This window comes from Mesorhizobium sp. M7A.F.Ca.CA.001.04.2.1 (genome assembly GCF_003998485.1).
Taxonomy (GTDB): Bacteria; Pseudomonadota; Alphaproteobacteria; order Rhizobiales; family Rhizobiaceae; genus Mesorhizobium; species Mesorhizobium ciceri.
In genome coordinates this window covers 37,057-51,274 of sequence record NZ_RZQT01000012.1, presented here as the reverse complement: position 1 = coordinate 51,274, position 14,218 = coordinate 37,057, and the positions used below count along the sequence as shown (strand labels likewise).

Here is a 14,218-nt window from a genome sequence, read left to right as displayed (position 1 = left end):
CTGGGCCAAACCGCCGCTCACCTACCGGCCAGTCCCTATTTGCCGGCCAGCCTTTATTTGCCAGCAAGAAGATCGTTGATCAGCCGCTGGCAGCGCTCGGCCATGAAGTCGAGCAGCAGCCGCACTTTTGGGTCCTGCAGCTTCTTGTGCGGATAGACGGCGGCGAACTGCACCGGTGTCGGTGGCGTGCTGGGCAGGATCACCTTCAGCCGCCGGTCGCGGATGAATGGCTCGACCTCGAAGCGCGGCTTGTTGATGATGCCGCGGCCTGAAAGCGCCCAGCCGGTCAGCACGTCGCCATCGTCGGTGTCGTAGGGCCCGTGTACCTCGAATTTCTGCGGGCCGGTGGGGGTCTGCAGCGTCCACACATATTCGCGCGCGCCCGAATAACGCAGCATCAGGCAGTCGTGCTTCTTGCCGATCAGTTCCTGCGGCTCAATCGGTTCGCCGCGCGCTTCGAGATATTTCGGCGCCGCCACCAGCACGCGCTCGCATTCCATGATGCCGCGCATCCTGAGGCTGGAATCCTCGATGATGCCGAGCCGGAAGGCGACGTCGATGCCTTCCTTCATGATGTCGACATTGTGGTCCGAGAGCCTGAGCCGCACCTCGATATCAGGGTATTTGTCGTGGAAATCGGGGATGCCCGAAGCCACCAGCCGGCGGCCGAGGCCGAGCGGTGCCGTGACGCGGATGGTGCCGCGCGGCTGGCCGGAAAGGGCAGAGACCGCCGCTTCCGCCTCGGTGATTGCCTCCAGCACCTGCTTGGCGCCCCCGTAAAAAACCGTGCCATGCTCGGTCGGCATCAATTGCCGTGTGGTGCGGTTGAACAGCCGCACGCCAAGGTGCTTCTCCAGTTCCTTGATGCGGTTGGAAGCGACCGCCGGCGAAATGCGCATGTCGCGCCCGGCCGCCGACAGATTGCCGAGTTCAACGACGCGAACGAAGACGGCGATGTTGTCGAGATAGGCCATGCGGAGCACCTTCGCCGGTTTGCAGGATCAACCTAGTATTTTCCATTTTTTTTTGAAAGTCCTCGTGCGCCTCGCCTCTTTCCGTTTGCGCTCCAGCCCGTAAAGTCACCCAATCGGCAGGGACGATTTCAATGATGGATTTCGCGATTTTCTGGGATTGGCTGAGTTTTGCCGTGCGCTGGCTGCATGTCGTCACCGGCATCGCCTGGATCGGCTCGTCGTTCTATTTCGTCGCGCTTGATCTCGGCCTGCGCCAGCGTCCCGGCATGCCCGTCGGCGCCTTCGGCGAGGAATGGCAGGTGCATGGCGGCGGCTTTTATCACATCCAGAAATATCTGGTGGCGCCGGCCGAAATGCCGGAACACCTGACCTGGTTCAAATGGGAATCCTACGCCACCTGGCTGTCCGGCTTCGCCATGCTGTGCGTCGTCTATTATGCCGGAGCCGATCTGTTCCTGATCGATCCGAACGTGCTGCCGATGTCGGTCCCGGTCGGTATCCTGCTGTCGCTGGCAACGATCGGCGTCGGCTGGGTGGTCTACGATCTGCTGTGCCGCTCGCCGCTCGGAAAAAGCGACACCGGCCTGATGCTGGTGCTCTATTGCGTGCTGGTGTTCATCGCCTGGGGACTGACCCACCTGTTCACCGGCCGTGCCGCCTTCCTGCATCTGGGCGCCATCACCGCCACGATCATGTCGGCCAATGTCTTCATGGTCATCATCCCCAACCAGAAGATCGTCGTCGCCGACCTCATCGCCGGCCGCAAGCCCGACCCGAAATACGGCAAGATCGCCAAGCAGCGCTCTCTCCATAACAATTACCTGACGCTGCCGGTCCTGTTCCTGATGCTGTCGAACCACTATCCGCTGGCGTTCGGCACTGAGTTCAACTGGGTCATCGCCTCGCTGGTGTTCATCATCGGCGTGCTGATCCGGCACTATTTTAACTCGGTCCATGCGCGCAAGGGCAATCCGACCTGGACCTGGATGGCGGCACTCGTCCTGTTCATCGTCATCATTTGGCTGTCGACCGCGCCGAAAGTGCTGACCGGCGAACCCAAGGAATCCGCGTCGGCGCAAGTCTATGTCGCTTCAGCGCATTTCCCGGCGGTGCGCGACACCGTGCTCGGCCGCTGTTCGATGTGCCACGCGGCGGAGCCGGTCTATGAGGGCATCTATCATGCGCCCAAGGGCGTGATGCTCGACACCGATGCGGATATCGCCAACCACGCCCGCGAAATCTATCTGCAGGCCGGCCGCAGCCACGCCATGCCGCCCGCCAACGTCTCTCAGATCACCGACAAGGAACGGGCGCTGCTGGTGGCCTGGTTCGAAGGCGCAGGGAAATAGCATGAATTCGACACTTCTGCGCGGCCGCACGCTGTCCTTTGTGCGCTGGCCGCAAACTCTCGAAGACCATTCCGCCTGGCGCTACGAGGAGGATGGCGGACTGCTGATCCGTGACGGCAGGATCGTCGCCGCGGGTACTTATGCCGATGTTGAAAAGCAAGCCGACGAAACGGTGAAAAGGATTGACCACCGGCCGCATCTGCTGCTGCCCGGCTTCATAGATGCCCATGCGCATTTTCCGCAGATGCAGATCATCGCCTCCTATGGCGCCGAACTGCTCGACTGGCTGAACACCTACACTTTTCCGGAAGAAACGAAGTTCGCCAACGCCCAGCACGGCCGCCGCATCGCGCGGCTGTTCCTCGACGAAATGGTGCGCCACGGCACCACGACGGTCGCCGCCTACTGCTCGGTGCACAAGGCCTCGGCCGAAGCCTTCTTCGCAGAATCGCATGACCGCAACATGCTCAACATCGCCGGCAAGGTGATGATGGATCGCAATGCGCCCGACGGCGTGCTCGACACCCCGCAATCCGGCTATGACGACACAAAGGCGCTGATCAAGGAGTGGCACGGCAAGGGCCGCCAGCACTACGCCATCACGCCGCGCTTCGCCATCACCTCGTCGCCGGAGCAGATGGAGATGGCGGGCGTGTTGTGCCGCGAACATCCCGGCCTGCACATGCAGACGCATCTGTCGGAAAACCACGCCGAGATCGCTTTCACGCAGGAACTCTACCCGTGGGCGCGCGACTACACCGACGTCTACGAGCATTACGGGCTGTTAGGCAAAAAGAGCCTGTTCGGCCACTGCATCCATTTGTCGGAGCGCGAAGCGGATGCGCTTTCGGACTCGGGCTCGGTGGCGGTGTTCTGCCCGACCTCGAACCTTTTCCTCGGCTCCGGCCTCTTCGATTATCAGCGCTTTCGCCGACGCGACAAGCCGATCCGCATCGCCGCCGCCACCGATGTCGGCGGCGGCACCAACTACTCCATGCTGCGCACCATGGACGAAGGCTACAAGGTGATCGCGCTGAATGGCGAAAAGCTCAACCCGTTCCAGTCCTTCTGGCAGACGACGCGCGGCAATGCCGAGGCGCTGTCGGTGGTGGAAAAGATAGGCACGCTGGACGCGGGCACCGACGCCGACATCGTCGTGCTGGACGCCAGGGCAACGCCGGGAATGCGGCTCAGGATGGAGACGGTCGAGACGCTGGCGCAGGAACTCTTTCTCCTGCAGACGCTGGGCGACGACCGCTCCGTCCGCGAAGTTTATGTGGCGGGGCGGCCAGCCAAGGCTGACATGAGCGCGGGGTAAGACCCCCTCACCCGGATTACCAACCGAATTGCGAAGGCAATTCGGGGCAATCCGGCCTCTCCCCGAGGGGAGAGGAGGAAGCCGAGGCCCGTGCTCGTCTCTTCTCCCCTCGGGAGAAGGTGGCCACGCCACGGAAGCTTGACCGAGCGGAGCTTGTCGTACACACGACGTGTGACGATTTCGGAGAAAGAAAATGGCCGTTGCTGACGACATCGCTCTGATCAAGAGACAGGAAGAGACCCTTGTCTTCGCGACCTTCGACGAGGCCGTCGCTTTCAAAATCGGCTCCGCCATTCGCGATCGTGCAATCGCCGAAGATCTACCCATCATAGTCGACATCAGGCTGTGGGACCGGCCGCTGTTCTACGCCGCGCTGCCGGGCTCGAACGCTTCCAATCCCGACTGGGCGCGGCGCAAGATCAATGTGGTCAAACGGTTCCTGAGAAGCACCTATCGCATGGTGTTGGAACAGCAGCGCCCCGACCGCACCTTCAAGATTGGTGAAGGGCTGGAAATTGCCGACTACGTGCTGGCCGGCGGTGGCTTTCCGGTGAACGCCAAGGGCACCGGCGTCATTGGCGTCATCGCCGTTTCCGGACTGCCGGAGCGCGAGGATCACGGCGTCGTCGTCGATGCGCTGTGCGATCATTTGGGCGTCGACAAGCGCGGCTTGGCATTGCCTCGGGAAGCCGAATGACCGTGCTCGACCCCAAATTGTTCCTCGTCTCCATCTTCAACGCCGCCGTCGCCGCCGCCGATCCGGAACGAACCATCAGGGATCATCTGCCGGCCAAGCCCAAGGGCCGTACCATCGTCATCGGCGCGGGCAAAGGCTCGGCGCAAATGGCGGCAGCCTTCGAGAAAGTGTGGGACGCCCCCATCGAAGGGCTGGTCGTCACCCGCTATGGCTATGGCGCGACCTGCGAGCGCATCGAGATCATCGAGGCGGCGCACCCGGTGCCGGACGCTGCCGGCCTTGAAGCCTCGCGCCGGCTGCTGGCGAAGGTGCAAGGGCTGACGGCGGACGATCTGGTGGTGGCGCTGATTTCCGGCGGCGGCTCGGCGCTGTTGCCGTCGCCGGCCGGCAGCTTGACGCTGGCCGACGAGATCGCGGTCAATGAGGCGCTGCTCGCCTCGGGTGCGCCGATCGCGGCGATGAACACTATCCGCAAGCACCTTTCCACCATCAAAGGCGGCAGGCTGGCGGCGGCCGCATGGCCGGCCAGGGTGGTGTCGCTGATCGTCTCCGATATTCCCGGCGATAATCCGGCAATGGTCGCCTCCGGCCCAACCGTACCGGATACAGGCAGCCGCGCCGACGCGCTGGCCTCGATATCGGCCTATGGCATGAAACTGCCGGCCTCGGTGATGGCGCATATCAATTCGCCGGCCGCCGATGCGCCAAGCCCGGATGACGAGCGCTTTTTGCGCAACGAGGTGCATCTGATCGCTTCGGCCGGGGTATCGCTGGAAGCCGCCGCTGCGGAAGCGAAACGGCAAGGCGTCGAGGCGGTTATCCTCTCCGATGCCATCGAAGGCGAGGCGCGCGAGGTTGGCGGTGTCCACGCCGCGATCGCGCGTGAAGTGGCGACGCGCAACAGGCCTTTCTCGAGGCCGGTGCTGATCCTGTCGGGCGGCGAGACAACCGTGACGCTGCGCGCAAAAGGCAAGGGCGGCCGCAATTCGGAATTCCTGCTCGCCTTCGCCATCGGCATCAATGGCGTCGACGGTATCAATGCGCTGGCCGCCGACACTGACGGCATCGACGGTTCGGAAGACAATGCCGGTGCCTTTGCCGATGCTTCGACCGTGTCGCGCATGCGCGCTGCCGGGGTGGACGCCAAGGCTATGCTTGCCGGCAACAATGCCTGGACGGCCTTCAACGCGGTTGACGATCTCTTCGTACCCGGCCCGACCGGTACGAATGTCAACGATCTCAGGGCAATTCTGATCAGATAGCCGCAGCAATTCCAGGAAAACCGTGAAGCGGTTTTCCGTCCGGAATCGCGCAAAACAGACAATCAGGCGGCCATCAGCCGCTTCACCAGCTTCATGTCCTGCAGGAACCGTTCGCGTTCAGCCTCCTTGTCCGCGGGTTCGCGGATGCGCAGGATGAAGGAGGGATGGATGGTGATGAACACGCGCAATCCGTCCTCGCGCTCGATCACTTGTCCGCGCATCTTTGTCACCGGAATCGCCTTGCCGAGCAGCGACATCGCCGCTGTCGCGCCGAGTGCCACGGCGAGGTTCGGCTTGATCAGCTCGAATTCTTGGTCGATCCACCAGCGGCAGGCCTGAATCTCACCGGAATTCGGTTTGGAGTGGATGCGGCGCTTGCCGCGCGGCTCGAACTTGAAGTGCTTGACCGCGTTGGTGACATAGACCTTTTGCCGGTCGACACCGGCATCGTCCAGGATCGCATCGAACACCTTGCCGGCCGGACCCACGAAAGGTTTGCCGGCGAGGTCCTCCTGATCCCCCGGCTGTTCGCCGACGAAGATCACCTTGGCATTGTCAGGGCCTTCACCGAAGACGGTCTGCGTCGCGTCGCGCCACAGCGGGCAGCGGCGGCAGCCTTTCGCTGCCTCGCGCAATTCCGGAATCGTGCTTGCATCATCTTCCGGTGCTTCGACGGGCTGCTTCGGCCAATGCCGTGCCTGCACCTTTGCGTGGTGCGGCGCGGGTGTTGTCGGCATCTTCGCAATCATGTCCTTGGCGGCCTTGTCCGCTCCTGCGATCATGTCTGGAATGAGCGAGGCCTCGGGAAGGTTCCGCCAATATTTCTTCGGCATCTCCTTCTGCATGGCTTTCACCTTCAATCGCGCCGGGTTGAAGATGTTCTCGAAATAGGTGCGCCAGAGCGCCTCGGTATCGTCCTGATCAGGCGCATCGCCCTTGGCCGCGCCCGGCCCGATCGCCAGCCTTTCGCCATCCCAGTCGGCAGAGGCATAAGGGGTCAGGATCGTCCAGCGCATGCCGGTGAAACGTCTGACGAAGAAATCGGCGTTGCGCTCGACGATGAAATGATCCGGCTCGAACCAGGCGACATAGCGCTCATCGGCACCGTCGCCGATTTTCCGGAAACGTACGAAGGCGTGCATCTTGTGGCTGTCGCGCCGCACCGCCTTCTCCATGGCCTCGAGCCGCCTGGTGTCGGAATCCGACGCGATTTCCAGCAGTTTAGCCTCGTCGCGCAATCGCCACAGCATTCGGTAGAGAAAGGCAAACCGGCCGGGATCGGAATGGCAGAACGCCGTTTCGGCATGCCCGAGGAAGTCGCGCGGCACGACGAGTTGCGCGCCCGCAGGCACTTCAGGCAATTGTGCCTGCTCAGAGCCTGGCGCGACATGCCAGTCGACGTCCTCGGGCCTGACCTCATTCAAGGCCAGCCGCCGTGCCGCGTCACGCCAGCCCGCAAAATCCGTCTCGCTGTCGAGCCGAACTCTGTATCTGGCGAGATCGAGTTCCGCCGGCCGCATGATCAGAACAACGACAACTGTTCGCAGGAGGAGGCAATCTTTTCGCGCAGGCCGGCCTTGTCGGTCAGCGCGCCAGGTGACCAGCCTTCGGCGATGATGAACGGCCTGAGCTTGGCGATCGACTGGCAGATCCGTCCGACGTCCTCGAGCCGCATGCGCCGGTGCCGGCGCGTCTCCAAAATCTTCGCCACCACCTTGGTGCCGAGACCCGGCACCCGCAGCAGCGCTTCGCGGTCGGCGCGATTGATGTCGACGGGAAACTGCCCCCGGTTGCGCAGTGCCCAGCCCAGCTTCGGGTCGACGGCGAGATCGAGCATGCCGTCGCTGCTGCCGGCGAGGATTTCCGGTTGCGAAAAGCCGTAAAACCGCATCAGCCAGTCGGCCTGATAAAGCCGGTGCTCACGCATCAGAGGCGGCTTCTGCAGGGGCAGCGACGACGACGAATCCGGAATCGGACTGAAGGCCGAGTAATAGACCCGCCGCAGATGGTAGCTGCCATAGAGCCGGGCGCTCGTGTGCAATATGCCGTCGTCGGATGTCTTGTCGGCGCCGATGATCATCTGCGTCGACTGGCCGCCCGGCGCAAAGCGTTCGCGCTTTTTGGTCTTCAAAGTCGGCTCGGCCTTCTCCTCCATCTTCTGGCGCAGCCTGGCCATGGAAAGCCGGATTGTCTCCGGCTTCTTCTCGGGCGCCAGCCGCTTCACACCCTCGTCGGTCGGCAGTTCGACATTGATCGACAGCCGGTCGGCATAGAGACCGGCCTGCTCGACCAGTTCGGCCGAGCTTTCCGGGATGGTCTTCAAATGGATGTAACCGGAGAATTTCTCCTCCAGGCGTAGCCGGCGCGCCACCTCGACCATCTCCCCCATGGTCTCGTCCGGCGAGCGAACGACACCCGAGGACAGGAACAGGCCTTCTATGTAGTTGCGCCGGTAGAAATCCATGGTCAGCTTCACCACCTCGTCGATGCCAAAGCGGGCTCGCCGCACGTTGGAAGACGAACGGTTGATGCAGTAGCTGCAATCATAGATGCAGAAATTGGTCAGCAGGATTTTCAGCAGCGAAATGCAGCGGCCGTCCGGCGCGTAGGAATGGCAGATGCCCATGCCCTCGGTGGAGCCGATGCCGCCTGATTCCAGCGAGTCCTTTTTCGCCGCACCCGACGAGGCGCAGGACGCATCGTATTTGGCGGCATCGGAGAGGACAGCCAGTTTTTCACGGACGGTGAGTGCGCTCATCCGTTCATGATATGTTCTTATCCGCCCTTATGCCACCTCATTTGATGGAAACGGCGAAAAAGTGATCGCCCGCCCGGCCCTCAGACTTCGTGCAGATAGAGGTGGTAATCCAGTTCGCTGACCGTGCGTGCCACGCGCAGGTATTCGGACTGTTTGATCGCCACGAAGGTCCGGTGCAGGTCCTCGCCGAGCGCGTTCTTCAGGAAGCTGGACGCCCGGGCCGATTCGATCGCGGCGCGCCAGTCGACAGGCATGGTTGTGCGCGTGACCGCTGCCTCATAGCCGTTGCCGGTCGTTTCGGGCCCCGGATCGAGCCCTTCATCCATGCCCTTGATGATGCCGGCGAGCACGGTTGCGGCGATCAGATAGGGGTTGGCGTCGACGCCCGACGGCCGGTGCTCGATGCGCCGGTTCTTGGCGTCGCCGGCCGGCACACGCAGCGCCACCGATCGGTTGTTGACGCCCCATGTCGGCGCCACCGGCGCATAGGATTGCGAGACGAAGCGCCGCCAGGAATTGGCGTGCGGCGCAAACACCAGCATCGATTCCGCCATGGTCTGGATCAGACCGCCGAGCCCCTGCAGCAACGGCAGCGACCAGTTCTCGCCGCCGGCTTCGGCAAAGACGTTTCGGCCGGCCTTGTCCTGCAGCGAGACGTGGAAATGCATGCCCGAACCGGCGTATTTCTCGATCGGCTTGGCCATGAAACAGGCGGTGACGCCGTAGCGGCGCGCCTGCGCCCGCACCAGCCGCTTCAGCATGACCAGGTCGTCGGCCGCCCGCATCACATCCTTGCGATAGTTCAGCGTCAATTCGTACTGGCCGGGCGCATATTCGGAAATCACGGTCTCGGCCGGAATGCCTTGTGCCTTGGCCGCGGCATAGATGTCGGAGAACAGTGGCTCCATGCCGTGCAGATGATCGACGGAATAGACTTCCGTCTTGCCCGAGACGCGGCCGTCGAGCACGGCGCGCGCCGGCTGCACCTTGCCGTCGGCGTCGCGCTCATTGGCCAGCAGGAAGAATTCAAGTTCGAAGGCTCCGGCCGGATAGAGGCCCTTGGCCGCCAGGATGTCGACTTGCCGAGCCAACGCCAGCCGCGGATCCGACGACATCGGCCGGCCGTCGAGCATGTACATCGCCATCAGCAGCTGGCCACGTGGCGGGCTCGTGCCGTAGAGCGGCACCAGCGTGCCGGGGATCGGCCATGCCCTGAGATCGCCGTCGCCGGTCGTCCAGATCAACCCGGTCTCGTGCACATCCTCGCCGGTAATGTCGAGGCCCAGGATCGAGATCGGCATATGGCGGCCGCCCTCGAAGATGCTCTTCAGCTCATGCCGGCGCACGATCTTGCCGCGGCCGACGCCATTGGCGTCGGTCAGCACGATATCGAAGGCTTCGATCTCGGGATGGGCGTCGAGAAAGGCTTGCGCCTCGGCGGATGTCGAGCCCGAAGGTGAGGTCATTGTGGCATTGGGATGGTCCATCGCCGCTTGTCTCATGCCCCAAGCTTTGCCGCAACCGCGCCGAAGGCGGTGATCAGCCGGTTGACCTGGGTCGCAGTGGTCGCCGGCGAGATCAGCATCATGTTGTGGAAGGGTGCGATCAGCACGCCGCGATTGACCAGCGCGACATGGATCGCGGCCTCCAGTTCCGGCGCATGCGCCACTTCCGCCTCGGCGCCATTGCGCAGCGGACCGGGCGCGCAGATGAACTCGACGCGGGCGCCGACACGGGAAACATGCCAGGGCAGGCGATAGCGATCGATCACGCCGGTCAACCCGGCATCGAGCCGCCGCGCCAGGTGATCCATGCGGTCATAATTTTCCGGCGTCATTACCTCTTCAAGCGCGGCGCGCATCGCTGCGAACTGCAGCGGGTTGGCCGAGAGCGTCGTGCCCATGCCGGAATAGCCCGGCTCCTTGGTCCTGTTGTAGTCCGCGTAGCGCGAGGCGACGTCGTCGCTCATGCCCCAGACACTGGCCGGCACGCCGCCGGCGATCGGCTTGCCCAGGACGAAGAAGTCCGGGTCGAGACCATATTTCCTCGTGTAGCCGCCGGGGCCGGTCGAGATCGTGTGCGTCTCGTCGATCAGAAGCAGTGTGCCGGCTGCGCGTGTCAGTTTGCGCAGGGCGTCATGGTAGCCCGGATCGGCCAGCACCATGCAGGAGTTGGTCAGCACCGGTTCGGCGATGACGCAGGCGACGTCCTTATCCCCAAGCGCGGCTTCGAGTGCTGAGATATCGTTGAACTCGATGACCTTGGCCGTACGGGTCAGGTCGCGGAACTCGCCCGCCAATCCCGGCCGGTTGACGGGCTTGCCGTCGATCAGCCGCACCATCGTCTCGTCGACCGAGCCATGGTAGCAGCCGTTGAAGACAAGGATCTTCTCCCGGCCGGTGACGGCGCGGGCGACGCGCAATGCAAAACGGTTTGCGTCGGTTGCCGTCGTCGCGATCTGCCAGAACGGCAGGCCGAAGCGCTGCTGCAGCAGCGGCCCGATGGCCAGCGCATCTTCCGAAGGCAGCATATAGGTCAGGCCACGTCCGGCCTGGCGGCGGATGGCGCGCGCCACCGGCGGCGGCGAATGGCCGAACATCGAGCCGGTGTCGCCAAGGCAGAAATCGTCGAGCTTGTTTCCGTCGATGTCGGTGATCGTGGCGCCCTTGGCGCTGTCGACCAGGATCGGGAACGGCGTCGGCCAGTCGTTCATCCAGTGCATCGGCACGCCGCCGAAGAAGCCGGGCAGGCCGTTGCCGACCTTCGCCTGAGATTGCGGCCGCGCCTTGCGGAAGGCTGCCCCCTCGGTCTCGCGCAGATCGGCAATGCGGTCGCGGCCGATGCCGCCGATGGACGTCTTGGACATATCGCTGTGCATGAAAACCCCTCTGGTCGATTCCTCTTAGCCAATCCGTGTCTGCATCCGCAATTGGCCGCGCATCTGTCCTGCGTTGGCTCAGCCTTTGGCGGCGGCGCTTGACCGTGCTGCCGAAGTCGGCGCCAATATGAGCGGGAATTGAGGGGGGAGGGGTAATGAGGACGGTCATCTGTGTGGCGATGCACCTGTCGTCGGCGAGCGCGGCCTTCGCCTCGGGCGGCATCTGGTGCTCCACCGACGACGCGGCGGCGACATTCGAGGTCGAGGCCGGCGTCACCAGAGGCATGGGCGGGCCGACCTTCAATTTTCGCGGCAACCTCGAAATTCTGAGCCGGCCTGCCAGCGACAGCCTGCGCAAGACCGTGTTTGAGGATTCCAACCTGACGCAGTACTGGCTCGACGGCAAGGAATTGCGGCTGAACATCTATCGTGAGCACGAGGCCGCGCAAAAGATCAACTCGGTCGAACTGACGATCCTGACCAGGACCAGCGACGAAGGCGTCTACGACGGGAGCTATACGCTCTCCATCTACGACGCCGCGGCGGATACGGACCAGGACGGCAAACCGGTCGAAATCAGCGGCAAAGTGTCGTGCGGAGCGGAGTGAGCGGGGTCAGGCCGTGATGTCGATGACGCCGCAGTCGCCTGCCGCGCTGCCGAAGGCGACGCGGCGTTCTTCCTTGTCCCACATCATCGAGGTGATGGCGCCCTTGCCCGGCCGCCGCAACAGCACTTCCTTGGCGTCGGCAAAACGCACCGCCATCACCATGCCGTCATCATAGCCGACGGCGACGACATCCTGGCTCGGGTGACAGGCGACAGCCGTCACCACGGCGTTGCCGCGCGTGCCGAGTTCCAGCGGTGCCTTGCCCATCGGCCCGTCCTTGCCGGAAAACGGCCAGACGATCGCCGCCGGCGCGCCGGAACTCGCAAGCCACTTGCCCTTCACGCTCCACGACAGGCTTTTGACCTTGCCGGGATAGCCGGTCATGCGCATGTGCTTGCCGTCGGCGAGCTTCCAGCCGTGCAATGCGTTTTCTTGCATGGTGGTGACGAGGAAGGCGCCATCCGGCGAGAAGGTGATGCCGGTATGGGCGCCGGCCCATTCGAGTTCCACCGGCTTGCCCTCGGCGGCCGGGAAATGCAGCGTCGCGCCATTGTAGCGGGCGACGCCGAAGCGCATGCCCTTGGGCGAGAAGGCCAGCCCCTCCACCGAACGCGGATGGACGAATTCCCTGGTCTTGCCGTCGGCGAAGCGCACGAAGGCAGTCTTGCCTGAGGCATAGGCGATGGCGCCTTGCGGCCCGGCGGCAACGCTGGTGATCCACTTCCTGGCCGCGCTTGCCAATTCCGTGGCCTCGCCGCCCGTTTTCACGGCAAACACCTTGCCGTCCTCGCCGCCGGTGATCATCCGGTCATTGGCCGCATCATGGAAGGCGGCGAGCAGCCCGTCATTGGCCTGAACCGTCTTGTGGCCATGGTCGAGCCGATGGATGGCGCCGTCGGCCATCGCGAAATGCGGCACGTCGCCGAGAAAGACGGCGGCGATGCAATGGCCTTCGAGGTCTAGGGGGGCGACTGTGGGCATCAGGGAACCATTCCAATGAAGTTTGTTGCCATCCCCGGGAAGTCGCCAGCGCGGCCAGGTGTGGCGCCAACCTTCTCCCCTTGTGGGAGAAGGTGGATCGGCGCGCAGCGCCGAGACGGTTGAGGGGTGTTGGACGGATCGCCGTCGGTGCCCAGCTGGAGCACCCCTCATCCGACCGAGCTTCGCACGGCCACCCTCTCCCACAAGGGGAGAAGGACAGAAGGGGCAGCGCTAGCGTCATAAGGCTTGGAAATCAAGCCGCCTGGCAGGCGTCAAAACTCTTCTTCAGCCGCTCGGCGTCGAGTTCCCTGCCGATGAACACCAGCCGGCTCTCGTGCTTTTCGCCGACTTTCCAGGCGCGCTGGTGGTCGCCTTCGATGATCATGTGCACGCCCTGGATGACATAGCGCTCGTCGTCGCCCTTGAGCGCGATGATGCCTTTCAGCCGCAGGATGTTGGGGCCTTCCATCTGGGTGATCTTCTCGATCCAGGGGAAGAATTTCTTCGGGTCCATCTCGCCGCCGCGCAGCGATACCGACTGTACCGTCACGTCATGAATGTCCGAAGCATGCGCATGATGGTGGTCGTGCCCGTCATGATCATGGTGGTGGTGATCGTGGCCGTCGTGGTCATGATGATCGCGATCGTCATGCGCCTCGAGGAAGTGCGGATCGTTTTCCAGTGCTCGGGACAGATCGAAAGCGCCGCGGTCGAGTACTTCGGTCAGGTCGACGCCGGCGCGGGTGGTACGATGGATCTTTGCCGCCGGATTGATGGCGCGGATCGTTGCCTCGACCTTGGCGAGTTCTTCTGACGTGACGAGGTCGGTCTTGTTGAGCACGACGACGTCGGCGAAGGCGATCTGGTCCTCGGCTTCCCTGGAATCCTTGAGCCGCAACGGCAGGTGCTTGGCGTCGACCAGCGCCACCACCGCGTCAAGCCTGGTCTTGGAGCGCACATCGTCGTCCATGAAGAAGGTCTGCGCCACCGGCACCGGATCGGCGAGCCCGGTGGTCTCGACGACGATGGCGTCGAAGCGGCCGGGGCGGCGCATCAGGCCCTCGACGACACGGATCAGGTCGCCGCGCACCGTGCAGCAGACACAACCATTGTTCATCTCGTAGATTTCCTCGTCGGATTCCACGATCAGATCGTTGTCGATGCCGATTTCACCGAACTCGTTGACGATGACGGCGTAGCGCTTGCCGTGGTTTTCCGACAGGATGCGGTTGAGCAGCGTCGTCTTGCCGGCGCCGAGATAGCCGGTGAGAACGGTTACGGGGATTTGCGTCTGTGCGTCGCTCATGGCTTGCCTCGAAAGTGCTGGGCCGCGAAAGATCCGGCCCTCAAAAGGGATTGTCGGTTCCATATAGGATGTGTGCCGGGCTTTTGC

The 14,218-nt window shown here is 63.4% G+C and carries 12 protein-coding genes; 5 read left to right on the top strand and 7 right to left on the bottom strand.

Features of this window, described 5'->3' with window-relative positions; all coding sequences use genetic code 11:
- Nucleotides 1-53 precede the first annotated feature (53 nt).
- On the bottom strand, nt 54-974 hold the full coding sequence (locus EN955_RS06320) for a LysR family transcriptional regulator (protein WP_024501932.1): 921 nt from the start codon (nt 972-974) through the stop codon (nt 54-56).
- A 131-nt stretch (nt 975-1,105) separates the two neighbouring features.
- On the opposite strand from EN955_RS06320, the gene EN955_RS06315 reads away from it, so the two are divergent.
- The 4 genes from EN955_RS06315 to EN955_RS06300 all read left to right on the top strand — a co-directional run bounded on the left by EN955_RS06315 (nt 1,106) and on the right by EN955_RS06300 (nt 5,600).
- Nucleotides 1,106-2,323 (top strand): urate hydroxylase PuuD, encoded by a 1,218-nt coding sequence (locus EN955_RS06315; RefSeq protein WP_024501931.1) that lies wholly within the window; start codon nt 1,106-1,108, stop codon nt 2,321-2,323.
- A 1-nt stretch (nt 2,324) separates the two neighbouring features.
- On the top strand, nt 2,325-3,641 hold the full coding sequence (guaD, locus tag EN955_RS06310) for a guanine deaminase (protein WP_013528234.1): 1,317 nt from the start codon (nt 2,325-2,327) through the stop codon (nt 3,639-3,641).
- A 193-nt stretch (nt 3,642-3,834) separates the two neighbouring features.
- Nucleotides 3,835-4,338, top strand: coding sequence for a heme-degrading domain-containing protein (locus EN955_RS06305; protein ID WP_024501930.1), 504 nt, complete (start codon nt 3,835-3,837; stop codon nt 4,336-4,338).
- Entirely contained in the window at nt 4,335-5,600 is a 1,266-nt protein-coding gene (locus EN955_RS06300) for a glycerate kinase (RefSeq protein WP_024501929.1), read from the top strand. Before EN955_RS06305 ends, EN955_RS06300 begins: the two co-directional genes overlap by 4 nt.
- A gap of 62 nt (nt 5,601-5,662) precedes the next feature.
- Here EN955_RS06300 and EN955_RS06295 read toward each other — a convergent pair whose 3' ends face one another.
- The 4 genes from EN955_RS06295 to EN955_RS06280 form a co-directional block, all read right to left on the bottom strand.
- Nucleotides 5,663-7,120 (bottom strand): UdgX family uracil-DNA binding protein, encoded by a 1,458-nt coding sequence (locus tag EN955_RS06295; protein ID WP_024501928.1) that lies wholly within the window; start codon nt 7,118-7,120, stop codon nt 5,663-5,665.
- 2 nt (nt 7,121-7,122) lie between these two features.
- Nucleotides 7,123-8,358, bottom strand: a complete 1,236-nt coding sequence (locus EN955_RS06290; RefSeq protein ID WP_024501927.1) for a putative DNA modification/repair radical SAM protein — start codon at nt 8,356-8,358, stop codon at nt 7,123-7,125.
- 80 nt (nt 8,359-8,438) lie between these two features.
- Complete coding sequence (locus EN955_RS06285) at nt 8,439-9,845, bottom strand: glutamine synthetase family protein (protein ID WP_081714209.1); 1,407 nt, start codon at nt 9,843-9,845, stop codon at nt 8,439-8,441.
- 11 nt (nt 9,846-9,856) lie between these two features.
- A complete protein-coding gene (locus EN955_RS06280) occupies nt 9,857-11,236 on the bottom strand; it encodes an aspartate aminotransferase family protein (RefSeq protein ID WP_024501925.1) in 1,380 nt (459 codons plus the stop codon).
- A gap of 155 nt (nt 11,237-11,391) precedes the next feature.
- On the opposite strand from EN955_RS06280, the gene EN955_RS06275 reads away from it, so the two are divergent.
- Nucleotides 11,392-11,844: a hypothetical protein gene (locus EN955_RS06275; RefSeq protein WP_024501924.1), complete on the top strand. Its 453-nt coding sequence runs from the start codon at nt 11,392-11,394 to the stop codon at nt 11,842-11,844.
- 6 nt (nt 11,845-11,850) lie between these two features.
- On the opposite strand, the gene EN955_RS06270 is transcribed toward EN955_RS06275, so the two are convergent.
- Nucleotides 11,851-12,825 carry a WD40 repeat domain-containing protein gene (locus EN955_RS06270; protein ID WP_024501923.1) on the bottom strand — a complete coding sequence of 325 codons (975 nt, stop codon included), beginning with the start codon at nt 12,823-12,825 and terminating at the stop codon, nt 11,851-11,853.
- 253 nt (nt 12,826-13,078) lie between these two features.
- Nucleotides 13,079-14,131: a GTP-binding protein gene (locus EN955_RS06265; protein WP_024501922.1), complete on the bottom strand. Its 1,053-nt coding sequence runs from the start codon at nt 14,129-14,131 to the stop codon at nt 13,079-13,081.
- Nucleotides 14,132-14,218 lie beyond the last annotated feature (87 nt).